Origin of the sequence: Pseudomonas kurunegalensis, from assembly GCF_030291635.1 — a bacterium.
In the GTDB taxonomy this organism is placed as follows: domain Bacteria; phylum Pseudomonadota; class Gammaproteobacteria; order Pseudomonadales; family Pseudomonadaceae; genus Aquipseudomonas; species Aquipseudomonas monteilii.
On sequence record NZ_CP127871.1, the window covers coordinates 3,500,998 to 3,524,710 of the forward strand.

Sequence of the window (23,713 nt, forward strand, 5' to 3'; positions counted from 1 at the left end):
GGCTACATGCACCCACCGAATTCACCCCATTAGCGAGGCATCTGCCTCATTGAAAAGCCCATCGTTTTCGATGGCCACGCCACCTGTGGTGTGCGTGCTAATCCACATGGACGCAGGAGAAACTGCCATGCCAACACCCGCTTACATCAAGATCGAAGGCAAGACCCAAGGCAACATCACCGCAGGTGCATTCACGTCCGACTCCGTCGGCAATGTGTTCGTCGAGGGCCATGAAGACGAAATTCTGGTGCAGGAGATCAAGCACCAGGTAACCGTCCCCACCGATCCGCAAAGTGGCCAGCCTGCTGGCCAAAGGGTGCATAAGTCCTTTGTTTTCACCAGTTCATTGAACAAAGCCACACCACTGATGTACCAGGCCCTGGCCAGCGGCGAAATGCTGCCGGTCGTTGAAGTGAACTGGTATCGCACCTCAGTGGAAGGCAAGCAGGAGCACTTCTTCACCACCAAGCTGGAGGACGCCACCATCGTGGACATCAATACCGTCCTTCCGCATGCCCAGAATCAGAAAAACGAGCATTACACGCAGCTGGTCGAAGTGGCCCTGTCATACCGCAAGATCACTTGGACACACGAGGTTTCAGGTACGTTAGGCTCTGACGATTGGCGTAAACCGATCGTCTGATCTAACGAAAAGCCCGGGCAGCCATGATCTGCCTGGGCACTTCGAAGTCTCAGACGACGGACAAGGACTGCTTATGCCCAGCCAATCTGACTTGCGATACAGCTTCCAGCCCCTCGTTGGCAACGCTGAGTTCGAAGTGGTGTCATTCAAGCTCGAAGAAGCGCTCAGCCAACCGTTTACATTGACCCTGGAGCTGGTCAGCTTCGAACACGACATCGACTTCGGCCACCTGCTCGACAAACCCGTGCTCTTCACCATCTGGCAGGGTGAACGCCCCGTACGGTACGTACACGGCCTGGTCAGCAGCTTCAGCCAGGGCGAGAGTGGCTTCTGCCGTACCTACTACCATGCCTTGGTCGAGCCCCAACTGGCCCGCGCCAGGCTGCGCTCGAACTGGCGCATCTTCCAGCACAAGACCGCCCCGCAAATTCTCGAACTGATGCTCAAGCGTCAAGGTATCGTCCAGTACCAATTCGGCACCGGCTTCGACTACCACGTTCGGGAATTCTGCGTACAGGCTGGCGAAACCGATCTCGACTTCTTTGCCCGCATCGCTGCTGAAGAAGGCATGGTCTATCGGTTTGAGCACACTGAAAAGCAGCACAAGCTGATCATCACCGACCGGCTGCTCACATTGGGGCATATCGAGTGCGACACAGCCCATGGCGAGGATGAGGACGAAGGCTTCGTCGAGGGTAACGAACCTGCCAAGCCTTACACCGTGCTGTACCACGCCAACAGCGGGGGCGCCCGACACACCCCTTGTCTGCAACACTTGCGCTACAGCGAACATGTGCGAACCGCACGCCAGGTTCAGCGCGATTACACCTTCACCCACCCAGCCTATCGCCAGGAACATCGGGCCTCGGGGCCCCATCTGGAACACCAGTCCACGGACTATGAGTGCTTCGACTACCCCGGCCGCTACAAGCGCGATGCCGTCGGCAAGCCGTTCACCGAAAACCGCATCACCGCCCTGCGCCACGACGTACGCATTGCCGAAGTCCGAGGCGACGATGTACGCCTGCAACCGGGCCTGAGTTTCACCCTGACCGGCCACCCCCGGGAAGACCTGAATGTGCACTGGCGGGCAAACACGGTCACCCACGAAGGCAGCCAGTTCACCAGCCTGCAGGAAGAATCGGCCGGTGCCGACCAAGGCACACGCTACGAACAAAAAGCGCTACTGGTGCCAGGCCGAACTGAATGGCGCCCTGCCCCGCTGCCCAGGCCACGGGTTGATGGCCCCCACATGGCGACCGTTGTCGGGCCGCCAGGTGAGGAAATCTATTGCGATGAGTGGGGCCGGGTGAAGGTCAGCTTCCCCTGGGACCGCGAAAGCCAGGACAACGCGTTCAGTTCATGCTGGGTACGGGTATCCCAAGGCTGGGCCGGCGGTAGCTGGGGCTCGATGGCTATCCCGCGTGTCGGCCAGGACGTGATCATCCATTACGTCAACGGCGACCCTGACCAGCCAATGATCACCGGGCGCACCTACTGCGGTGACCAGCTACCGCCTTACGACCTGCCCCGACACAAGACCCGCATGACCATCAAAAGCCAGACCCACAAGGGTGATGGCTTCAATGAACTGCGTTTTGAAGATGAACTGGGCCAGGAAGAGGTGTTCATCCATGCCCAGAAAGACCAGAACAACGTGGTCAAGCACGACGAGACGACACAGGTCGGCAATGATCGCCATGAACAGGTCAGTAACGACGAAACCATTCTGATTGGCCGTGACCGCACGGAAACGGTTGGCAATGATGAGCGCGTCACCATTGGCCAGGACGCCGCGCTCGATATAGGTCGCAACCAGACCATCAATATTGCCAAAGACCGCGTTGAAACCATCGGTAATCACCGCCACGACCGGATCACTGCCAATCACCACACCCATATCGGCGGTAACCTCAATCAGCAGGTCGAAGGGCTTGCAGTGCTTGAAGCCCGTGAGGAAATCCGCAGGCGAACACGCCGCTATGAGCTTCGCACAGCGGAAGCGGTGATCATCCAGGGCCCTGGGGGCGCCATCCGGATCGACGAGACAGGCATCACGCTGGACAGCCCGACGATTCGCATCAACGGTCAGATGCTCAAGTCTGCAGACGGGGCAACCAACCCCTTTTCAATCAGCGGTACGCCGGTCACTGGCAAACCTCTGGAGCGCCAGTGCGGGCGCCGCGCCGATGGCACCTGCGCCATGCCCGACTGCCGCTGTATGCGAGGGCCAGGCCAATGAGTACAACAACCACCCTCTCACAACCCAGCGAGCACTTCGGGAAGAACGCTCGCTTTCTGCTGCTCGAAAGCCGCGTGATCGAGTACTGGGCCTACCGGCCTATAACCCGAATACTTGCCAATGGTGAGCTGGTACCCGCCTATGCCCCTTCGGTGCTTGAGCTTATCAATGATGTCAGCCTGAACACCCAGCATGCGTGGCTGTGGAGGCGCAGCGCTCTGGACGAACGCCATGACTTCGGGCCGTTGCTGGTAGCTGTGTCAGATGCACCAGAACTGCTTGCCCATGCAATCGCTACCTGGATGCCCGTTGGCGGCGTCATTGCACTGGATGCCGAGATTGGCCTTGCCCAGTTGGCAGACCATTTCACCAGCCTTGTACAAATTTCGCTTCCAGATCAGGGGCTGGCCACTTTCCAGTTCAACCCGGACCACCTGGCGGCCTGGCTGGATGCACTGGATGAAGAGCATCGGGATGCATGGCTCGGGCCTGTGACTTCGCTGGCCTGGCGAGTCAACTGGGGGCCAGCTCACGCGTGGAAATCACTCGAACGCAGCCCGACCGATGCACGCTCCTTTTCGCAAGCCCCGCTCTCACTTGGCAGGCTTGAACTTGAGCGGCTGCAGGCAGGCATGCACGAGCATTTCGTGCTCACGTTGGCACGCGAGGTGGTAGCCCTGCCACAGCACGCCACCCACACACTGGCCGACATCAGGCAATGGATTGAAAGCCTGCTGCCACAACTGAAAGCCCTCAACTTTCGCGATGAGGAGGTCGCCGGGGAGTTCATCAGGCTGATTGCCAGGCACATGTGGCTCATGACCGATGACCAGGCCGGGAAGATCTACACCAACCTCGAGGAGTCTCCACAGGGCCGCCTCTACGAACTGAACGCCTTGGTCGACAGCAAGGAATCCAACCATGAATGACAACAGTGTCAGCAGCGCCACCTCCGGCCCGGCCTGCAGCGCACGCGTCCCCATTCTGCCCCTTCGCTATGCCATCGTGCCGCGCACCGCTGACGCACCCGCCTGCCGTTACACCGACTCAGGCTTCAACCTGGAACAGGGCTTCGCCCCGCTGCAGCGCTCCGCCTATACCCTCCGCGCATTGCGCCCGGGTTATGTCTACGTGTTCATGAAAGGCGCTCTGGGCCAGAAGCTGGTCATCCATGAGTACGTTGGCGCGGGCCTCTACAAGGAACTGCTCTACAAAGGGCTGGATGGCTACCACCGGCGTGACCGCTACCTGTCCAGTCGCCCCATGGGCTGGGTATGGGCCGACACCTGCCCCGATACCGCCAAGGAGGTGTGGATCGGTTACAGCCCACACCTGTGGACCAACGCCATGACCGCCCGCATCACCGGCTCGCCCGCCCTGCGTAAACGGCACATGCGCCGGCTGGACATGGCCGAACTGATAGCCGGCAACCGGGCACCCTCGACCCAGCCCCATGTCTTGCCGGTCAGTGCCCTGCAAACCTGGGTCGAAGACTTCAAGCCCACCGAGCGGCGCATGCCGCTGAGCTGGAGCAGCGACCCGATCACCGACACCTTGCCCATCGGCAACCTCGTCGCCGTGGCCCGGCACTATCCCTGGACCCAACCCAAAGTGCCGGTGGTGGTCGCACTCGCCGACGCCGAAGGCATGGCCCTGGACCTCAGCCTGTCGGTGTCGGCCTACCAGCACCAGCTGCGCGACCTGATGCCCGCCGAGCAGCTGCAACACACCAAACCCGCCCAACCGCCCGAGCACGAACGCGTACCGGCGTGCTTCCAGCTGGATGCCGAACAGTTGAGCACGCAGAGCCGTGATTTTCACCATCGCAACCTGGTGGCCATGCTGCTGAACAAGACGCTGGAGAGTATGTATCCGGCCGACGCTGCCTCGCCGGAACTCGCCGCGTTCCGGCTGGGCACGGAACGCCGGGGCCCCGCCCTGTCGCCCGCCGAGTCACATTTCCAGGCCCTCACCCACAAGGACTACTCCCCCCACGGCGCGCGCCTGGCACAGCGCCTCGATCTGGACAAATACCGGCGCTTCCTCGCCGAACGCGACGCGCTGGGACGCCGGATGGCCGCCCTGCGCAACCAGGCTTTGCACGCCAGCAACGACCATGACGCCTGGCTGGCGACGGCCGAGCCCGAACATATCGACAACCCCTACAGCCTGGCCGCCGCCCTGGCCTGCTACGACCGCGACGAAATCGTGTCCGCCCGAGGCCTGGAAATCTCCCTGGCGCTGCTGATTCACCCGATGGGCCAACCGACGCCGGGCGCCGAAGCGCTGGATCGGCGCTTCAAACGCCTGGAACAGTGGCTGGACCGGGACGACAGCCCGCTGTACACCGCCCTGGCGCCCTTCAACCCGTTCAAGGACAAGGCCGATTCGATCGGCAGCCTGTTCGGCGCCGTAGACAATGTGATCGAGGGGCTGGCCGGTCGCTTCCCGGCCATGGCCAACATCACCGACCTTACCGCCCAGTCGGTCAATACCGTGGTGCTCAAGCGCCTGCGCGGGCAAACCCGCTGGGACGCCAGCCATGGCCTGCGCCAGCAGGTGTTGTTGGCGGCGCGTGAAGCGAATGCCGAGAAAGCGCTGGGGTTGTTGGCAGCGCGCTACCGAATCACCGGGGAGGCCATCAAGAACAACCCGTTCAGCCAGGAGGTGGAGAAGTACCTGAAGAATGGCATGGCGCAGGTTGAAGAGATGAAGCAGCTGAGCATCTCAGGGAGCCGGACGATCTCGATCGAACTGACCACCAATGTACGGGTGAAGCCCAACTTCCTCGGAATGCTTACCTCGGGTGGAGGCGGTGGTTTGAACGCGGGGATGCTGTGGTACAACATCCTATCGCTCCAGACGGCCTACAACAGCCTGCAAAAGAGCAATGCACCGGAATACACCTTGGGTTTTGCTTCGTCGATTTTCGGGGTGATCGGTGCAGCAGCGGCGACGCTGGTTAGCGTAAGGGCCACGCAGAAGGCCGTGATGCTGCGGTTAAGTTCGACAGCGCCAGGGATGGCGTTTGGCAATGGAATTATCAAGTTTCTAAGCAGTAATCTGTTTGCACGCTTGGTTGGTTATCCGGCAATAGCATTTGGTTTCTTCGCGGACGGTGCTAAGGCGCTGCGACAGTACAGCAACGGTGATCTAACTGCGGCCGGTTACACTGCGGTTGGTGGATTAATCATGGCCATTGGCTCTGCTGTCACCCTTGAAGCAGCTCTTGCCGTTGCGGGCGCGACAACATTAGTGCCCTTTGCCGGATGGGCTGCAGCTGCCCTGGTCCTGGTAGGCGTAGGCATCATTGCAGGGGGCCTCTATCTAAATGCCAAGGCGCATGAACGCCTTCACAGCCCAATTGAGCTTTGGGCCGCACGCAGCATCTTCGGCAATCGCATCAATGATGGAGAGGTGCGTCCTGACATTGCCTTAAACCATGAGAAAAAACTTCCTGCTTACGCCTCACTACAAGCCGAGGTCAAAGCGTGGCACAACGAACATTACGGACCCAAGCTACTATCCGCCGAGCAGGCTGTATCACTCGGCATAACTAAAGTCGACACCCGATGGCATCAGAACGATCACTGGTCCCCACCAAACTGGACAGCCATTACACATAATGAAGTAGCCACACCTCAACCAACCGTTGAGTTCACCGTACTGCTACCAGGCTTTGTTCTAGGCGTAAGCGAATGGTCAGGAAGCTTGGGCACCCTCCGTGATGACCAAGGAATGGACGTGTTTCCAATCGTCCCGACCGGCCACATCACAAGTGCTGGTTTGGTTCTGCATTTCGAGAACACACTAGCCGACCAAGACCATGTCTCACTGCATCTAACTTACAGTGCCAATCAAGGCCTGAGCGAAGACAATGAGGCCCAATCAATCTTTCGTCTGGAGCGCTGATTATGGCAACCATCTGGATATTCAATTCAACGTCAGACTCTGGGCATAAGCCTGCAATTGGGGGACAACTGGCAAGCGTATCCGAGAATACTTTATGCCTGCGAAACCCATGGGTAACAGACTCCGTATTTATGGGAAAACTGTACTGCGCAATAACAGCCATATCACTCATTGGATTTTACCCTCAAATACTCCCAGTCATCTTGGACCTATACAATGATAGCATTGCATTAATGCTCATATTTTTAATCTTTCCATTTGCCTTCACTCCTTTCCTAGCTTATCGAATTTTCTTTATAAAAGGCTTATCAACCATTTGCCTCAACCGCTCAACTCAAAAAATCTACTATCAACGCTTGAGCAAGGTATTCGTCTTTGAGTGGAGCAACACCGGCGGTGGCCTTTTCAAACGCACCGAAAACGGCGGTTCATCCTTCAGCACCAGCTACGCCCTCGCCTTCGCCCCGCGCCGTGCGGACGGCAGCCTCCACCAAAAAGACTGCCTGTGGGTCGACAGCAACGAACCCACCGAGTCCGACGTCAGACACGTCGCCGAGGTCTGGGAATACCTGCGCCACTTCATGGCCCACGGCCCCGACAAACTCCCCCCACCCGGCGAACCCAACTGGTGGCACAAGCCCCTGCATGCCATCTGGCTGACCCCGGCTGAAGCCTGGCGCCACTACGCCCCCTGGCGAACCGGCGAGCCCGGTGAAATGCAGGGTAAGAAAAACTGGCAACTGCCCTTCTGGGCCGTGCTGTTCCCCTACAACCTCACCGTCGCCATTTGCTGGTACGGCATCTGCCGCCTGTTCAACGTTAGAGCAGCGCCACCGCCGCCTGAAGCCTTCGAAGAAACCCCAGCTAAACTCAACAAAAGGAAGCGCAAATGAGACCCATCGTATTGGTAGGCCATCGCCACAGCTGCCCGATCCATGGCGAAGGCACGGTGCAGACCGGTGCAAGCGCAACCTTCGTGGACGGCAGAGCCGTGGCGCGTGTGGGCGACCGCATCAGTTGTGGCGCCGTCATCGAAACGGGCGCAGCTTGCACGATCATCGAGGGCCAGCCCGCAGCAAGGGAGGGGGACACCACCAGCCATGGAGGCACGCTAGTCGAGGGTGACCCGGGTTGGCTCATAGACTGACAACGACGATCAGCACGTTAGCCAGTCTCTTTTGCACCTCGCAACCGTTCGATAACCGAACAGTAGCCCGTCTCGTGAATTGACGCTGCCATCTTCACTGCGCACCATGCACCGGCCTTGCGTGCCCCCTGCCTGGGAACCGGTTACGCATCCGTAGCACCGCAGCTGAATACAATTTCAAGAAACGAGCAGTTTATGAACCACTCCAAGATCACCCCCGCCGCACCCCGGATGCACCCGGGTTCGATCGGCGACAAGCTTCGCGGCGCGTTCGGCGTCGGCAAAACCCGTTGGGGCATGCTTGCCCTGGTGTTCTTCGCCACCACCCTGAACTACATCGACCGTGCCGCGCTCGGCATCATGCAACCCGTGCTGGCCAAGGAAATGAGCTGGACGGCGATGGACTACGCCAACATCAATTTCTGGTTCCAGGTCGGTTACGCGATCGGCTTTCTGCTGCAGGGCCGGCTGATCGACAAGGTGGGGGTAAAACGCGCCTTCTTCTTCGCCGTGCTGCTGTGGAGCCTGGCCACCGGTGCTCATGGCCTGGCGACTTCGGCCGCCGGCTTCATGGTCTGCCGCTTCATTCTGGGCCTGACCGAGGCCGCCAACTACCCGGCCTGCGTCAAGACTGTACGGCTGTGGTTCCCGGCGGGTGAGCGGGCGATTGCCACCGGGCTGTTCAACGCCGGGACCAACGTCGGCGCCATGGTTACCCCGGCCCTGCTGCCGCTGATTCTGGCCGTGTGGGGCTGGCAGGCCGCATTCATCGCCATGGGTAGCCTGGGCCTGGTGTGGGTGGTGCTGTGGCTGCTGAAGTACTACAACCCTGAAGACCACCCCAGCGTGCGTCAGAGCGAGGTGCAGTACATCCAGCAGGATGACGAGCCCGAGCCGACCCGCGTGCCGTTCAGCCGCATCCTGCGCCTGCGCGGGACCTGGGCTTTTGCGGTGGCCTATGCGATTACCGCGCCGGTGTTCTGGTTCTACCTGTATTGGCTGCCGCCGTTTCTTAACCAGCAGTACAGCCTGGGCATCAACGTGACCCAGATGGGTATCCCGCTGATCATCATCTGGCTGACTGCGGACTTTGGCAGCATCGGCGGCGGCATTCTGTCGTCGTGGCTGATCGGGCGTGGCGTGCGTGCCACCACGGCGCGGCTGGTATCCATGTTGATCTTTGCCTGCACCATGCTCAGCGTCATCTTTGCCGCCAACGCCAGTGGCCTGTGGGTCGCGGTGGCGGCCATCTCGCTGGCGGTAGGCGCGCACCAGGCGTGGACGGCGAATATCTGGAGCCTGGTGATGGACTACACGCCAAAGCACCTGGTGAGCACGGTGTTCGGCTTTGGCAGCATGTGTGCGGCAATTGGCGGAATGTTCATGACGCAGATCGTCGGTAGCGTGCTGACCGCTACCCACAACAACTATGCCGTGCTGTTTACCATGATTCCGGCCATGTACTTCCTGGCGCTGGTGTGGATGTACTTCATGGCACCGCGCAAGGTCGAAAGCGCCTGAGTGCGCTAGTCACTTTCCTCTACGGGGCCCTTGCGGGCCCTTTTTTTGGTCCGCAATTCCGTGAGCGTGGCACCGGCTGCGCCGGTGTTCGCGGGTGAACCCGCTCGTACAAGTAGCACGCCAAGCCCGAGCCATTCGTTGCACCTGTGGGAGCGGCTTTAGCCGCGAACACCGGCATAGCCGGTGCCATGCGCCACGTACTCGGTCAGACTGAAGACAACACCGCCCTGGCCTTCTCCAGTGCCATACGTGCGCGCTGTTCGCCGCTGATGCCTTGTTCCAGCAACTGCCGCGTGGGAATTTCCAGGCTTAGCGGTACGTTCGACGGCAAGGCGCGCAGCAAGCCTGCAAGGTCGGCATTACCCTCACCCGGGAAGCGTCGCTCGTTGCGTGCCTGGCGCAGGATCTCATCCATGTCGGCCGGTACCGGGCCGGCAACGTCGCACAGCTGGGCATAGCGCATGCGCTGCGGCGCCAGTTGCGCCAGGTCGCCCAGTGAAGACCGGGAGCGGTTGAAATGGAACGCGTCCACCAGCACACAGCCGTTGGCACGGTCGGCGTTGGCTACCACCCGCATGGCCTGGCGCAGGTCACGCACGTCGGTCCAGGGCATGAACTCCAGGTGTGGGTGAATGCCATAGCCCGCCGCCAGCTCACACAGGGCAGCAAAACGCTCGGTGAGGCGTGCTTCATCGGGGTCGTTGCCAGCCACCAGCAGTTCAGTGCCCCCCAGTTCGGCGCCCACCGCAAGGATCGGCTCGAAATCAGCCACACAGGTCTCCGGCCTCAGGCGCAGGATTTCCAGGTCGAGCACCTTGATGCCGGTGTCGCGCAGGCGCGCCTGGGTCTGCCGGCGCAGCTCGGCATCAGCCACCAGCGGGAAGTGCTGCTCCTGCTCGGTGGCGGGCACCAGGCGCAGGCCAACGTGGCTGTAACCGGCACGGGCTGCCGCCTCGACCATCTCTGGCGGGGACAGTTCGAGTACCGTCAGGGCGGCAAGGGAGAAAATACGGTCAGTCATTTATCGTCACCAAAAGAGTAGAGGTTGCGTCAGGCGATGTGCTCGGGCGCGCAAGCCCGGCCCGTTTCCGCCGCCTGGCGGATCGCTTCGATCAGCGCCAGCGTGCGGCCACCGTCGGCGGCATCGATCAGCGGCGCCTGTTCGCCCCGGGCAACCCGCACGAAGTGCTGCAACTGCAGGGTCAAGGCCTCGCCGGCGGGAATGCTCTCCTCGCTTTGAAGCAGCGGTGTGTGCCAGCCCGAGCCCGCTTCGGCGTAGTGCCAGCGCTTGAGCTGGGGAATGCTCAGCGCCCCTTGAGTGCCGGCCAGCAGGTAGCACGGCTGGCCATCCTGACGCGGATACACCGGGCTTTCGCCAGAGTCCAGCTCCCAGCTCCACGGCGCCGCCACCGCGTCGGAGCCGGTCAGGCTACCCAGCGCGCCGTTGGCGAACTGCAGCAGCACCGCCGCGCTGTCTTCGTTGGCAAAACCACGTACATCGTTACGGGTGAATGCCTGCACCTGTACCACCTCGCCGCACAGATGGCGCAGCAGGTCGAGGTCGTGGATCAGGTTGGTCAACAGGAAGCCGGCGCCCGGTTCGCGGCGCCATGGCGTTTCGAAATAGCTGTCGGGTTTTTGCAGCTGCCACAGCGCGGTGACATTGATCAGCCGGCCCAGCTTGCCGTCGGCAATCACCTGGTGCGCCTTGGCGATCAGCGGGTTGTGCCGCCGGTGATGGCCGACCAACACGGGTACGCCACAACGGCGCGATGCTTCTACCAATACGCGAACCTCATCCAGGTGCACGCCCACCGGTTTTTCGACCAGCACCGGCACGCCGGCTTCGACGCAATCCAGGGCGGTCGCCACATGCAGGTTGTTCGGGTTGGCAACGATTACTGCCTCGGGGCGTGCGCGCTCCAGCATCTGCCGGTGATCGGCAAAACAGGGTACGCCGCATTCGGCGGCAAAAGCCTCGGCCTGCGGGCCGGGGTCGGCCACCGCGCATAGCTGGGCGTGTGGCACATTGCGCAAGTGCTGGTAGTGCTGGCGGCCCATGATACCGGCGCCGATCAAGGCAATACGAAGGGGTGCGTTCAACAGCCTGTCCTCTTGTCATTGTTGTTGTATGAATTATGGAATTCGATTCCATAATTCATACAGCACAATTTAGAACCAAGTTCAGCTTTTCAGAAGAACCCGCAGGACAAGCTGTTCGGTAATCGACCGGAAATGCGCGTCAGGCAAACAATTCGCTTGCCCGGCTGGCCGCCGACAGCTCTTGTGCAGCAGCCAGCAGTAGCGGCGCCAGCTCTGTCAGGCGGCTTTTCGCCATCCGTGCACTGGGCCCGGCAATGCTCAATACGCCGATCACCTCGTCAGTGTGCGGGCGGCGCACCACGGCAGCCAGGGCCGAGGTGCCGATGGCCGAGGTTTCCTCGACCCAGGCATAACCACGCTCGCGGGCACGGTGCAGGTAGGCGAGCAGCTCGTCGGTGGAACGCGGTGCGTTGGGGCCGAACTGCGCAGGGTCGGCAATACCTTGGCGCAACACCATCTGCAGCGCCTGCTCATCGTCCAGGCTGGCCAGCCAGGCATGCCCGGACGCGGTGTAGAACAGCGGCGCATCGCGGCCCATGTCCGGGTCGTAGCGCAGCCCGGAACGGGCGCCCTGAGACTTGGCGATCCAGGTCTGGCGGGCACCGTCGATCACGCCAAGGCGCACCAGCTCACCGCTGTCCTGGGCCAGGCGGTCGAGAATCGGCTGAATGATGTCGGCACCGTTGCTCGACAGGTAGCGAAACCCCAAAGCCACCAGCTTGGCCGACAGTTGGTAGCGGCTGTTGTCGCGGTTCTGCCGCACGTAGCCCAGCCGCACCAGCTCGGTGAGCATGCGGTGGGCGGCGCTTTTGGGAATGTCCAGGCGCTCGGCCAGGGTTTGCAACGGCAGCCCCAGGGGTTCGCCGGTGAGGGTTTCTACAAGACTGAAGGCGCGTTCGATCTGACTACCAGCCATGACTACAGGTCCCTGATTTTTTTGCGGATTCTAGAAGATGATTCCATATGAGCGATAGCGGCCACAGCGAAGTCGCGCTGAAGTGTCCGGTTATCGCCCAGTTGTTGCCTGCGCGGGCTGCCATGCCCTTGCGGGTAAAGGCGCTGCCGATAAAAATGTGGAACCTTGTTCTAATAACAACACAGGAACACCGCGATGCCCTCAGCTGCTCTGGATACCGAATACGATGTACTGGTCATAGGCTCCGGCGCCGCCGGGTTGGCTGCGGCCGTGACGGCGGCCTGGCATGGGCAGAGGGTGATCGTGGTAGAGAAGGAGCCCGTGTTTGGCGGTGCCACCGCCTGGTCCGGCGGCTGGGCCTGGGTGCCACGTAACCCGCTGGCACAGCGGGCCGGCATCGTGGAGGATATCGAGCAGCCGCGAACTTACCTGCGCCATGAACTGGGGACGCACTACAACGCCGAGCGCGTCGATGCCTTCCTTGAGGCTTGCCCGCACATGGTGGCGTTTTTCGAGAAGCATACGGCGTTGCAGTTTTCCGACGGCAACGGCATCCCGGACATGCATGGCGACACGCCGGGTGCAGCCCAGGGCGGGCACCAGGTGATCGCGGCGCCTTACGATGCCCGCGAGGTGGGTACCTTGCTGCCACGCCTGCGCAAGACCCTGCGCGAAACCTCGTTCATGGGCATGCCGATCATGGCCGGTGCCGACCTAGCGGCCTTCCTCAACATGACCCGTTCGCCCAAGGCACTGCTGCACGTATGCAAGCGGTTTGGCCGTCACCTGTATCACCTGGCGCGGTATGGTCGGGCGATGCACCTGGTCAATGGCGTGGCACTGGTGGCGCGGCTGGCCAAATCGGCACAGGACCTGGGTGTGCACCTGCAGGAATCGGCGCCGGCCAAAAGCCTGCTGGTCGAGGATGGCCGGGTGTGCGGGGCTCGGGTGGCCACGCCGCAGGGCGAGCGACAGATCCGCGCCAAGGCCGTGGTGCTTGCAGCAGGTGGCTTCCCCAACGACAGCGCCCGGCGCCAGCAGCTGTTCCCGCGCGATGCCAGCGGCCACGACAACCTGGCCCTGCCGCCACAGGGGTGTTCCGGTGACGGGCTGCGCCTTGGCGAGGCGGCCGGCGGCGTGGTGGCCACCAACCTGAAGTCGCCGGTGGCCTGGGCGCCGGTTTCACGCGTGCCACACCGCGATGGCAGCATCGGCCACTTCCCGCACATCATCGAGCGCGGCAAGCCAGGCATCATCGGCGTGCTGGCCAACGGCAAGCGCTTTGTCAATGAAGCGCATGGCTATTACGACTATGTGTCGGCCATGGTCGCGGCAGTGCCGCAGGGTGAAGAAGTGTGCTCGTGGCTGGTGTGCGATCATCGCTTCTTGCGCCGGTTTGGCCTGGGCCATGCCCGCCCGGCACCGCTGCCGGTGTGGCCGCATGTGCGCAGCGGTTATCTCAAGCGGGGTGTCACGCTTGAAGCGCTGGCGGACGCCTGCGGCATTGAACCGGCCGGGTTGCGTGCCACGGTCAGCGACTTCAACAAACATGCACGAAATGGCCAGGACCCGGCATTTGGCCGTGGCTCCACGCCGTTCAACCGCAAACAGGGCGACCCGCAGCACAAGGGCCCCAACCCATGCGTGGCGCCCATCGAACACGGGCCGTTCTATGCGGTGAAGGTACAGCCCGGCTGCTTTGGTACCTTTGCCGGGTTGCGCACCGACGGCAGTGCCCGGGTGCTGGATGAAGCCGGGCAACCCATCGCAGGCCTGTATGCGGCGGGTACCGACATGGCCAGCGTGTTTGGCGGCTGGTACCCGTCGGGCGGCATCAACCTGGGGCCAGCGCTGACCTTTGGCTATGTGGCCGGGCGGCACATTGCCGGGGTGCAGGCGTATGAGTGAGGTGGGCTGAAATGGCCTGACAGTGTCCAGAAACTGAACATCACGAAAGCCGGCCAATGTTCAGCTTATGAACAGCACAGCGCACCGGAGCCCGGTAGTTTGCACCTCCAACGCTTTGGCATGCCCCCTGCAACAAGCATCCGTGAACACAACAACACACAGGATGCTTTGCGTGAATACCTTACTGCCAAACGAACTCTGGAATGAGCGGCTGTTCACCGGTACCTGGGTACCCGGCGAACTGCCCGCTACCGCAATCACCTCACCCGGCAATGGCCAGGCACTGGGTACCTTGGCCAACGCCGGGGCCAGGCAGGTAGAGCAAAGTGCCCGCGTGGCCGCCACGGCCCAGCGCGGCTGGTATGCCCTGCCCTACGACGAACGCGCCAAAGTCCTGCGCAAGGCCGCCGCCATTGCCGAGCAGTACCAGGCCGAAATCGCCGACTGGATCGTCCGTGAAAGCGGCTCCACTCAGGCCAAGGCCGGCTTTGAAGCGTCCATCACCCTAAAGTCGCTGCACGAAGCCTGTGCCCTGCCCTCGCGCAGCCAGGGCGAAGTACTGCCGTCCAGCGCCGGCCGCCTGAGCATCGCCCGGCGCCGTCCGTTGGGTGTAATCGGGGTGATTTCGCCGTTCAATTTCCCGCTGTACCTGGCCATGCGCGCGGTTGCCCCGGCACTGGCCACGGGCAATGCGGTGGTGCTCAAGCCCGACCCGCGCACCGCTGTGTGTGGCGGCCATGTCATTGCCCGCATTTTCGAGCTGGCCGGTTTGCCGGCGGGCGTGCTGCATGTGCTGCCGGGCGGCACAGAAGCCGGTGCTGCACTTACCGCGTCACCCAGCGTGGCAATGATCCAGTTCACCGGCTCTACCGCAGCCGGCCGCAAGGTTGGCGAGGCTGCCGGCCGCCACCTGAAAAAGGTCTCGCTGGAACTCGGTGGCAAGAACTCGCTGATCATCCTCGACGATGCCGACCTGGACCTGGCCATCGCCAACGCTACCTGGGGGGTGTACCTGCACCAAGGGCAGATCTGCATGTCGACCGGCCGGGTGCTGGTACAACGCGGCATTTATGACGCCTTCGTCGAACGCCTGGTGGCCAAGGCACGCAGCCTGACCGTGGGTGACCCGGCCAGTGGCCAGGTTCACCTGGGCCCGCTGATCAATGCTGCCCAGCGCGACAACGCCTTGCGTATCGTCGAGGCCGCACACGCTGCCGGTGCGACGCTGGCAACCGGTGGTTCGGCAGATGGGCTGTTCTTCCAGCCGACCGTGCTCAGCAACGTTCAACGTGACAACCCGGCGTTTCATGAAGAGATCTTCGGCCCCGTGGCCGTGGTGGTGCCGTTCGACACTGACGAGCAGGCGGTGGACCTGGCCAACGACACCGACTACGGCCTGAGCGCGGCCATCTTGTCGCGCGACACTGGCCGTGCCCTGCGCCTGGGCGAGCAACTGCGTACCGGGCTGCTGCACATCAACGACCAGACCGTCAACGACGAGGTCATCAACCCCTTCGGCGGCGTCGGTGCATCCGGCAATGGCACCAGCATCGGTGGCGCCGCCAACTGGGAAGAGTTCACCCAATGGCAATGGCTGACCCTCAAGGGCGAAGCACCTGCCTACCCCCTGTAACCCCGGAGAACAATAACAATGACAACACCCCTTTTCCGTCCTGTTCGGGCTGCCGTAACCCGTGGCAAAGGCGCACCTTTCGTGCTGGAGCAGGCGCGTATTCGTGCACCGCAAGGTGACGAAGTGCTGGTACGCATCGTGGCCACGGGCATGTGCCACACCGACATGATCGTGCGCGATCAGTATTACCCCGTGCCGCTGCCAGCGGTACTCGGCCACGAGGGCTCGGGCATCGTCGAGGCGGTTGGCCCGCTGGTGCAGAACCTGGCCGTGGGCGATCATGTGGTGATGACCTATGGCTACTGTGGCCACTGCCTGGCCTGCGACGCCGGCCAGGCGGCCTACTGCCAGGACTTTTTCGGGCGCAACTTCAGTGGCGCCGGCCCCGAAGGCGAGCATGCCCTGCAGGACGAACAGGGCCACGCCCTGAATGACCACTTCTTCGCCCAGTCATCGTTCGCCACCTACGCACTGGGGCGTGAGAACAACACCGTACGCGTGCCCAAGGAAGCCCCCATCGAGCTGCTCGGCCCGCTGGGCTGCGGCATCCAGACCGGTGCGGGTGCGGTGATCAACTCGCTGAAAGTCACCCCCGGCAGCGCCTTTGCCGCATTCGGCGGCGGTGCGGTAGGCCTTTCGGCCGTGCTCGCCGCACAAGTGGCAGGCGCCGCCACCATCATCGCGGTCGACGTGGTGCCTTCGCGCCTGGCCCTGGCGCTGGAGTTGGGCGCCACCCATGTGGTCAACAGCCGCGAGGCCGACCCGGTCGCCGCCATCCGTGAAATCACCGGCGGCGGCGTGCAGTTCGCCCTGGAGTCCACCGGGCGCCCGGAAGTGCTGCGCCAGGCCGTCGATGCCCTTGGCAGCCGGGGCGCACTGGGGGTGGTGGGCGCGCCGCCGCTGGGCACCACCGCGCAATTCGACGTCAACGACCTGTTGCTGGGCGGCAAGGTCATCCGCGGCATCGTCGAGGGTGACAGCGTGCCGAAGAAGTTCATCCCCGAGCTGGTCAACCTGTACCTGCAAGGCCGCTTCGCCTTCGACAAGCTGGTGCGCTTCTACGACTTCGAGCAGATCAACCAGGCCGCCGAGGACAGCGAGAAAGGCCTGACCCTCAAGCCGATCATCCGCATTCAGAAATAAGCACTCAGGGGGCAGCCACGCGCTGCCCTCACCCCATAACAAGAACAAGGGAAACCCTGATATGACACGACTCTCCAGCCTTGCCTGGGGCGCGCTGGCCTGCGCGCTGGTTTCGGCCAAAGCCCTGGCCGTTGATGTGAATGCCGGTGACTACACCGCGCTGCCGCCGGGCACCAACGTCGCGGCCTGGTACCAGCAGTTCAGCCGCGCCGACCGCTTCAATGGCGACGGCACGCCCGACGCCACACACAACACCCGTCTGCGCTCCAACATCAGCATCCTGCGCCTGATTCACTTCACCGAAATCGGCGGCATCACGGTAGACCCGCAAATACTCCTGCCCTTCGGGCATGTCTACGACGTGAAGGTGGGCGGGCAGCCGCTGGGCAGCAACAGCGGCATGGCCGACCCGATCATCGGCGCCACGTTCTGGCTGGTGAACCAGCCGGGCGTGGGTGCCAGTGGCCGCTACTTCGGCATCACCCCGCTGCTGTACTTGCCATGGGGGCAGTATGACCGCGATGCCGGTGTGAACCTGGGCGAAAACCGCTGGAAAGGCGACCTGCAACTGGGCTGGGTGGAGCCGCTGTGGGGCCGCTGGTCGATGGAGTGGTATGCCGATGCCGTGTTCTACGGCAGCAATGACAAGGCCGGCAGCGGCAGCCAGACCTTGCGCCAGGACCCGACCTACCAGCTGCAGACCAACCTGCGCTATGACTTCAACCCGGCCCAGCGCCTGGCCCTGGGCTTCTCAGCCAGCGAGGGTGGCAAGCAGCACCTGTCAGGCGACTACACCGGGCAGAAGACCGAAGTGCAGCAAGTGCGCCTGGAGTTCCAGCAGATGGTCGGCAAGACTGTGCAACTGAGCGGCCAGCTGACCCACGACACCCGCGTGATCGGCGGTTTCCAGGAAGACACCGGGGTCAACCTGCGAGCGCTGTTGCTGTTCTGATTGGCCCGCCAGCCTTGACGCGCTGCTGGCAGCGGCGCAACGTGCGCAGTCAGTAGCGTGCCGTCAACCCTCACAAGGTGTACCCATGGATCGCCTACAACTCCAGCTGCACAGCGCCCGCCAGCAGTTTGCCGACGGTTTGCCATTGCCCGCCGGGCTACTGCCTGAGCCTATCGAGCGCTCGTGGGAGCGTTCCAGGGCTGCCGGGCTCAGCCCCTGGCAGCCACGCCTGGCGCGCGGGCAGCTGGATGTGCAGGCACTGACCGACGCAGACACCCAACTGGCCGCCTGCGTGCAGCCCGAGCTGGAGCGCTTGTGGGAGCTGATTGGCGATTCCCACTGGATGCTGTTTTGCGTCAACCCGGAAAACCGTATTGTGCAAACGCGCAAGCCGGGCGGCATCGACAGCCCGCTGTCGGCCCTGCACGCCGGGCGCAGGGTCAGCGAGGTGGACGTCGGCACCACTGCCCCGGCCTGTACGCTGATGGACGGCTTGCCGGCCATCGTGGCCGGTAACCAGCATTACCTGCAGGAGTTTGCCCGTTTTTTCTGCGTCAGCGTGCCGCTGCGCGGGGTGAATGGCGAGCTGCTGGGGGCGCTGGACCTGACCGGTATCGGCACCCGTAATGCCGGGACCATGCTCGAACGCCTCAAGCATGCGGCGCTGGCCACCGAGAACAACTTTTTCCACGCGTTGCCGGGCTGCCGGATCCTGGAACTGCAACACGACCCCAGGCTGCTTGGCTCGCCGCTGCAGGCGTTGCTGGCCGTGCAAGACGATGGCACGGTGTACGCGGCCAACCGCGCCGCACAACAATTGCTCGGGGTACCCGACTACCGCCCTGAGGGGCTGACCCTGGAGCACCTGTTTGACCGCCCCGGCCACAACGGCCTCGACGGTTCGCCGCAGTTGCTGGCCCTGGCCGATGGCTCGCGCCTGTATGGTCGGCTGTTGGCGCAACCTGCGGCCAAAACTCGGCCACTTCGGCCCAGCCACACGCCGCTGGGCAGCGATCGGCGGGTAAATGCCCGCTTCGAAGATGCCTGCAAGGCCGTGACCGGTCACTTGCCGGTGCTGATCACCGGGCCAACCGGTTGCGGCAAGGAAGTGTTCGCCAAAGCCCTGCATGCCCACTGCTGCCCTCAGGCCCCGTTCGTTGCGATCAACTGCGCGGCCCTGCCCGAAAGCCTGATCGAAGCCGAGCTGTTCGGCTATACCGAAGGCAGCTTCACTGGCGCCCGCAAAGGTGGTGCCATGGGCCTGCTGGAGTCGGCCGGGGACGGGATCCTGCTGCTCGACGAAATTGGCGACATGCCGCTGGCCCTGCAAAGCCGGTTGCTGCGGGCACTGCAGGAACGGCAGGTCACCCGCATTGGCAGCACCACGGCAGCGCCCTTCAAGGCACACATTGTCGCAGCCACACACAAAGACCTTGGCGCGCTGGTAGCCACCGGTGGTTTTCGCGAAGACCTGTTCTACCGCCTTGACGGCCTGCGTGTCAGCCTGCCCGGTCTGGAACAGCGCCTGGATAAACAACAACTGATCGAAGCCTTCTTCCAGCGTCCGGGCTTTGCGCCGTTGCAGGCCGAGGCCAGGCGCCGGCTGCTGGCCTACCACTGGCCGGGCAACCTGCGGCAACTGGAGAACGTGGCGCGGCTGGTCGGGGTGCTGGCCGCGGGTGAGCCCAGCATAGGCGTGCAGCACCTGCCAGAAGACCTGCAAGGCCAGCCGGTCGCGCCGCCGCGCTCGCTTTCAGACGCCACCCACGACGTGATCGAGCGCGCTTTGCTGGCCCATGAGGGCAATGTCAGTGCTGCCGCCAAGGCGCTGGGGATTTCCCGTACCACCTTGTACAAGCGCCTGGGTTCGCGCTAGCACTCAGGCCGGGCAGCGCATCTGCGCCAGCCAGTACGGCACATCCACCTCGTCGATCTGCTCGGCACGCAGGAACTGCTCGGCGTACTGGCGGTACACCCCGCTGCTGAGGAACAACTCCAGCAGTTGCCCGTCGATGTGCCGGTCACGGGCCATGAACACCAGGATCTTCACCGATTCGGACAACGTCTTCGGCGGTTTGTAAGGCCGGTCGGCCGCCGTCAGTGCTTCAAATATGTCGGCAATGGCCATTACCCGCTCGGCAATGCCCAGGTCATGCTCACCCAGCCGGCGTGGGTAGCCGCTGCCATCCAGTTTCTCGTGGTGGTTGCCGGCGATGGCCGGTACGCGTCTCATCTGACGCGGAAACGGCAGCGAGCTGAGCATGATGATGGTTTGCACGATGTGCTCGTTGATCTTGAAACGCTCCTCGTCATTCAGCGTGCCGCGCCGGATCGACAGGTTATACAGCTCGCCGTGGTTGCTGGCGTGGGCTGGCAAGCGCATGTCGAAGCCCCATCGGTTGCACGGGTCGCCCTTGGTCACCGGGGGCGTGCGCTCGCCCCAGGGCACACGATGCTCGGGGCGGTCGGCCAGCAGCGGTTCGTCTACCGGCAGCGCGGGTTGCGGTACGCCGGTATAGCGCTGCGCCTCATCGCGGGAGATGCCCAGGCGGTTGTCGAAGTGGCGCTGCCAGCGCTGCTGGCTGATCTGCTGCAGCCGTTCGATATCGGCATCCTGCATGAACTCGCCGCCGATGTTGGCCTGGGCGACGAAGGCGAAGTCATCCTGCAGTTGGGCCTGGCTTCGGGCTAGCGCAGCTTGCAGCACCTGCGGGTCGGCGCCGCTGGCCAGGCCTTGCCAGTAGGCCAGTTCGGCATCACGCCACAGCACTTCAAAACGCATGCGTACTTCATGAATACGGTTGTACAGGGTCTCCAGCTTGGTCGCCTTGTCCACCACGTACTCAGGGCTGGTGACCTTGCCGCAGTCGTGCAGCCAGGCCGCTACGCGAAATTCGTAACGTTCGGCTTCAGTCATGCTGAAGCTGGCATAGGGGCCGCTGTCGGCGGCCACCACCTGGTCCAGCAGCATCTGCGCCAGTTGCGGCACACGCTCGCAGTGGCCACCGGTGTAGGGGCTTTTGGCATCGATGGCGTCGGCCAGCAACTTGATCATGGCATCCATCAGGCGTTGCTGGGCTTCGGCCAGCTGGCGTGTCTCGATGGCCACTGCCGCCACGCCAGAAAGCTCTTCGACAAATTGCCGGAACGGTTGGCCCAGCTGGTCGCGCGCCTGCGCTTCATCCAGTTGCAGCACCAGAATGCCCAGCAGCGCCTGGCTACGGTCTTCTAGCACCACGGCCTGGCTGCGCTCGTCCAGGCCGAGGGCCTGCGTCACCGCAGCAGCCAGCGTGCGCCGGGCACCCTCATCCACGGCAAGCTCGCCGGGGTACTGCTCACCCCGGCAGGCGGCGGCCAGGCGCAGCAACGCGTGCTCGGCGTCGAACAAATACACCACACCAGCCTCGACCCCGGCAGCATGCACCAGGTGAGCCAGAACGCCATCGAGCATACGCGCCAGGTCGCGCTCGCGGCTGAGCGTGAGGGTAATGGCCTGGAAACCGCGAATGGTGCCGGCCATGCGGCTTAATACATGGCTCAGCTCTCGTACTTCGGACACCTGCGATTTCACCCCCACTTCGCGGCTGAAATCAAAGCTGGCCAAGCCCTGCACCTGTTCAGCCAGCACCTTCAGCGGGCGGACGATACGCCGGCCGAGCACACCCCCGAGCACCAGCAGCACGGCCATCAACGCCAAGGTCCAGAGCAACTGCTCGAACAACACCTGGCGCGCACCGGCCAGCAGCTCATGGCCCGGTACGGCAATCAACACCTGCAGATCCTGCCCGGCCAGGCTGGTCAGCGGAATGCGCATGCCATACCAGGTCTGGCCGTCCACCTGATACGGCTGTGCCTGCGAGCCTGACGGCAGGTCAGCGTACAGGTGCTGCAGGCTTGCAATGTTCAGTTCGCTGACTCGCGACAGGCGCACGCCCTGCCCTTCATGCACGATCACCCGCTGCAAGTCCGGGTAGGCCACAACATTGCCCTGGTCGTCGAGCACGGCAATTTCGGTGCCGGGGGTGATGCGCAAGCCCTGGGTTTCGCTGGCCAGGTCGTTGACCGAAACATCCATGCCGATCACCGTTTCTGCGTCAACGCTGCGCTGTGCCAGGGTCAGGCCGATTTCACGGGTAGTGAAGAACACGTACGGCGGCGTCAGCACGGTGGCGGGCTGCACACTGGCTTCGGCGAACCACGGGCGTGTGCGCGGGTCGTAGCGGTATTCGGGTTTGGCCTGGGCCTGCAACAGGTTCAACGCCTGGTCGTAGTAGCGCCACTCTCCCTGCACCACCCCGCCCTCGCCACGGCTGACACGCTGCACCAGAAAGGCCGTGCCCGGCGGCGCGGCGAAGCGCTGCAGCAGCTGCGGGTCGCGCAGCCGGCGCACCAACAGGAAATCGCCGCTGGGGTAGCCCATGTAGGCGGCACTGAGCATGCGGTTGGCATTCAGCGTTTCGACCAGTTGCGGCAGCCGTTCCAGGCGCTGCGCTTGGGTATGCGCAGCAGGGTTGTGGGCAAGCAGGCGGATGCTGCTTTGCACCGGGTCGATCAGGCGCCGGGCGCGCTCGTCGATGGTCTTGCCCACCTGCTGGGCTGTATCGCCAGCGGCGGCTACCAGGGTCTGGCGGATACCGCGATAGCCCTGCCAGGCCAGCGCGGCGCCCAGCAGCAGCATGCCCAGCACGATGGCCAGCGCCACCAGCCATTGCAGTGAAATGCCACGCCCGGTCCTACCGGTATCACGACCCGTCGACACGCAGTCCATCCCAGGTACTCCATGTGAGCCAAATTGAGGGAGCAGCCAGGACGATCATGCGGGCCGAAGCCATTCGCAGGCAGCGAGATGGGCCGAATGGTGGCCAATAGCCCTGGCCCATCTTGGCAGGAGTGTAGAGTGCGGCCGGGGGTTCTGCCGGGTTGGCAGAAAAAATTAACGTGGCGGGTCACAATCCCGTCAGGTAGACGCGCGCTGCTCCAGCATTACCAGTGCGCCGACAATCAACGCCTGCATGCCTTCGAGCAACTCCACCTCCATTTCCGACTCCTCCCCCGCCCGGTCGGCCTCCAGAAGCGGCTCGCGCCCGGACACCGTGTACACGGTATCGGCCACCGCAAAGCCATGGAATGCCACGGTGGACAGCAACCAGCGCGCCTGCTCCAGGCTCAGGTCATAGGCCTGGGCGATGTGCGCCTGGTGGTCGTTGATCTTGTCGATCATCGCTTCCGTAGCCGCCAGCCTGCGTATCACATACGGCGTGAGCCCTGGATGCGCCTTGACGAACGCCTGTACAGACGTGGCAAAGCGCGTCAGGTAGGCCTGCAGGCCTTCAGCCGCATCACCACCCGCCTTCGGGATCTGCCAGCGCTGGAAAATTTCCTCGGCCACCAGGCACTTGAGCGCTTCGATGTTCGCCACATGCTTGTACAGCGCCATGTGGCTCACCCCCAGCGCGGCCGCCACGCCAACGAAGGTGAGGTTGGGCAGCCCTATGGTGATGCTGACGTCCGCAATGCGTTCACGGGTAATGGTGCGTGGGCGGCCTCGGCCGGGTGCGCGTTCAGGTGGTTGCATCAGGTCCTCCAGGTGTTG

17 protein-coding genes and 1 pseudogene are annotated in these 23,713 nt (G+C 63.1%); 13 read left to right on the forward strand and 5 right to left on the reverse strand.

Translation table 11 applies throughout. The annotated features are described in order from the left end of the window. The first annotated feature begins 127 nt into the window (after window positions 1-127). From QQ992_RS15730 to QQ992_RS15760, 7 genes are all read left to right on the forward strand, one after another. Entirely contained in the window at window positions 128-643 is a 516-nt protein-coding gene (locus QQ992_RS15730; protein WP_286110212.1) for an Hcp family type VI secretion system effector, read from the forward strand. A 73-nt stretch (window positions 644-716) separates the two neighbouring features. Beyond that, window positions 717-2,885 (forward strand): type VI secretion system Vgr family protein, encoded by a 2,169-nt coding sequence (locus QQ992_RS15735; RefSeq protein WP_286110213.1) that lies wholly within the window; start codon window positions 717-719, stop codon window positions 2,883-2,885. Then, complete coding sequence (locus tag QQ992_RS15740) at window positions 2,882-3,814, forward strand: DUF4123 domain-containing protein (protein ID WP_286110214.1); 933 nt, start codon at window positions 2,882-2,884, stop codon at window positions 3,812-3,814. The genes QQ992_RS15735 and QQ992_RS15740 overlap by 4 nt, the downstream gene beginning before the upstream one ends. Further along, window positions 3,807-6,797 (forward strand): T6SS effector BTH_I2691 family protein, encoded by a 2,991-nt coding sequence (locus tag QQ992_RS15745; RefSeq protein WP_286110215.1) that lies wholly within the window; start codon window positions 3,807-3,809, stop codon window positions 6,795-6,797. Before QQ992_RS15740 ends, QQ992_RS15745 begins: the two co-directional genes overlap by 8 nt. 2 nt (window positions 6,798-6,799) lie before the next feature. Then, on the forward strand, window positions 6,800-7,690 hold the full coding sequence (locus QQ992_RS15750) for a DUF6708 domain-containing protein (RefSeq protein ID WP_286110216.1): 891 nt from the start codon (window positions 6,800-6,802) through the stop codon (window positions 7,688-7,690). Next, a complete protein-coding gene (locus tag QQ992_RS15755; RefSeq protein ID WP_016711089.1) occupies window positions 7,687-7,944 on the forward strand; it encodes a PAAR domain-containing protein in 258 nt (85 codons plus the stop codon). The genes QQ992_RS15750 and QQ992_RS15755 overlap by 4 nt, the downstream gene beginning before the upstream one ends. Window positions 7,945-8,175: 231 nt before the next feature. Beyond that, window positions 8,176-9,465, forward strand: coding sequence for an MFS transporter (locus QQ992_RS15760; RefSeq protein ID WP_371059045.1), 1,290 nt, complete (start codon window positions 8,176-8,178; stop codon window positions 9,463-9,465). A 205-nt stretch (window positions 9,466-9,670) separates the two neighbouring features. On the opposite strand, the gene QQ992_RS15765 is transcribed toward QQ992_RS15760, so the two are convergent. From QQ992_RS15765 to QQ992_RS15775, 3 genes are all read right to left on the reverse strand, one after another. After that, window positions 9,671-10,486: a sugar phosphate isomerase/epimerase family protein gene (locus tag QQ992_RS15765; RefSeq protein ID WP_286110217.1), complete on the reverse strand. Its 816-nt coding sequence runs from the start codon at window positions 10,484-10,486 to the stop codon at window positions 9,671-9,673. A gap of 29 nt (window positions 10,487-10,515) precedes the next feature. After that, window positions 10,516-11,568, reverse strand: coding sequence for a Gfo/Idh/MocA family protein (locus tag QQ992_RS15770; protein WP_286110218.1), 1,053 nt, complete (start codon window positions 11,566-11,568; stop codon window positions 10,516-10,518). A 139-nt stretch (window positions 11,569-11,707) separates the two neighbouring features. Next, window positions 11,708-12,484, reverse strand: coding sequence for an IclR family transcriptional regulator (locus tag QQ992_RS15775; RefSeq protein WP_286110219.1), 777 nt, complete (start codon window positions 12,482-12,484; stop codon window positions 11,708-11,710). A 195-nt stretch (window positions 12,485-12,679) separates the two neighbouring features. Here QQ992_RS15775 and QQ992_RS15780 point away from each other — a divergent pair, with 195 nt between their 5' ends. From QQ992_RS15780 to QQ992_RS28145, 6 genes and pseudogenes are all read left to right on the forward strand, one after another. After that, window positions 12,680-14,392: an FAD-dependent oxidoreductase gene (locus QQ992_RS15780; RefSeq protein ID WP_286110220.1), complete on the forward strand. Its 1,713-nt coding sequence runs from the start codon at window positions 12,680-12,682 to the stop codon at window positions 14,390-14,392. A 163-nt stretch (window positions 14,393-14,555) separates the two neighbouring features. Then, complete coding sequence (locus QQ992_RS15785; protein WP_286110221.1) at window positions 14,556-16,025, forward strand: benzaldehyde dehydrogenase; 1,470 nt, start codon at window positions 14,556-14,558, stop codon at window positions 16,023-16,025. 18 nt (window positions 16,026-16,043) lie between these two features. Next, window positions 16,044-17,168: an NAD(P)-dependent alcohol dehydrogenase gene (locus QQ992_RS15790; protein ID WP_286110222.1), complete on the forward strand. Its 1,125-nt coding sequence runs from the start codon at window positions 16,044-16,046 to the stop codon at window positions 17,166-17,168. A 61-nt stretch (window positions 17,169-17,229) separates the two neighbouring features. Further along, window positions 17,230-18,120, forward strand: a complete 891-nt coding sequence (locus QQ992_RS15795; protein ID WP_286110223.1) for a transporter — start codon at window positions 17,230-17,232, stop codon at window positions 18,118-18,120. Window positions 18,121-18,757: 637 nt separating this feature from the next. Further along, window positions 18,758-19,792: pseudogene (locus QQ992_RS28140) on the forward strand (sigma-54-dependent Fis family transcriptional regulator); the annotation flags it as partial. A gap of 117 nt (window positions 19,793-19,909) precedes the next feature. Beyond that, window positions 19,910-19,996, forward strand: a complete 87-nt coding sequence (locus tag QQ992_RS28145; protein ID WP_371920925.1) for a helix-turn-helix domain-containing protein — start codon at window positions 19,910-19,912, stop codon at window positions 19,994-19,996. A 3-nt stretch (window positions 19,997-19,999) separates the two neighbouring features. Here the strand turns inward: QQ992_RS28145 and QQ992_RS15805 are convergent, their stop codons facing one another. Together QQ992_RS15805 and QQ992_RS15810 are read right to left on the reverse strand one after the other, a co-directional pair. Next, window positions 20,000-22,888, reverse strand: coding sequence for an HD domain-containing phosphohydrolase (locus tag QQ992_RS15805; protein WP_286110225.1), 2,889 nt, complete (start codon window positions 22,886-22,888; stop codon window positions 20,000-20,002). 189 nt (window positions 22,889-23,077) lie between these two features. Further along, window positions 23,078-23,695, reverse strand: a complete 618-nt coding sequence (locus QQ992_RS15810; protein WP_286110226.1) for a TetR/AcrR family transcriptional regulator — start codon at window positions 23,693-23,695, stop codon at window positions 23,078-23,080. Window positions 23,696-23,713 lie beyond the last annotated feature (18 nt).